1 tRNA gene is annotated in these 303 nt (G+C 52.1%); it reads right to left on the reverse strand.

The features are described from left to right. Positions 1 to 2: 2 nt before the first annotated feature. Positions 3 to 78: transfer RNA gene (locus OGV74_RS00760), tRNA-Gly, on the reverse strand. Positions 79 to 303: the final 225 nt, after the last annotated feature.

Genomic DNA, 303 nt, shown 5'->3' on the forward strand with positions numbered 1-303 from the left:
TTTGGAGCGGGAAACGAGACTCGAACTCGCGACCCCGACCTTGGCAAGGTCGTGCTCTACCAACTGAGCTATTCCCGCATAATCTTCGTCTTTCGAACCGCTACTGCGTTGGCTGCCTTCATTCGCCTGAGTCACTTACTTCAGTAAGCTCCTAAGGACTCATTCAGTTGCCGCCTTGTCGCAATTCGAAATCCTGCGATTGGTGGTCTGTGCTTATAAGCACTTTCAAATTTTGGAGCGGGAAACGAGACTCGAACTCGCGACCCCGACCTTGGCAAGGTCGTGCTCTACCAACTGAGCTAT

Source organism: Citrobacter sp. Cf116, assembly GCF_030336505.1.
Classification (GTDB): domain Bacteria; phylum Pseudomonadota; class Gammaproteobacteria; order Enterobacterales; family Enterobacteriaceae; genus Citrobacter; species Citrobacter freundii.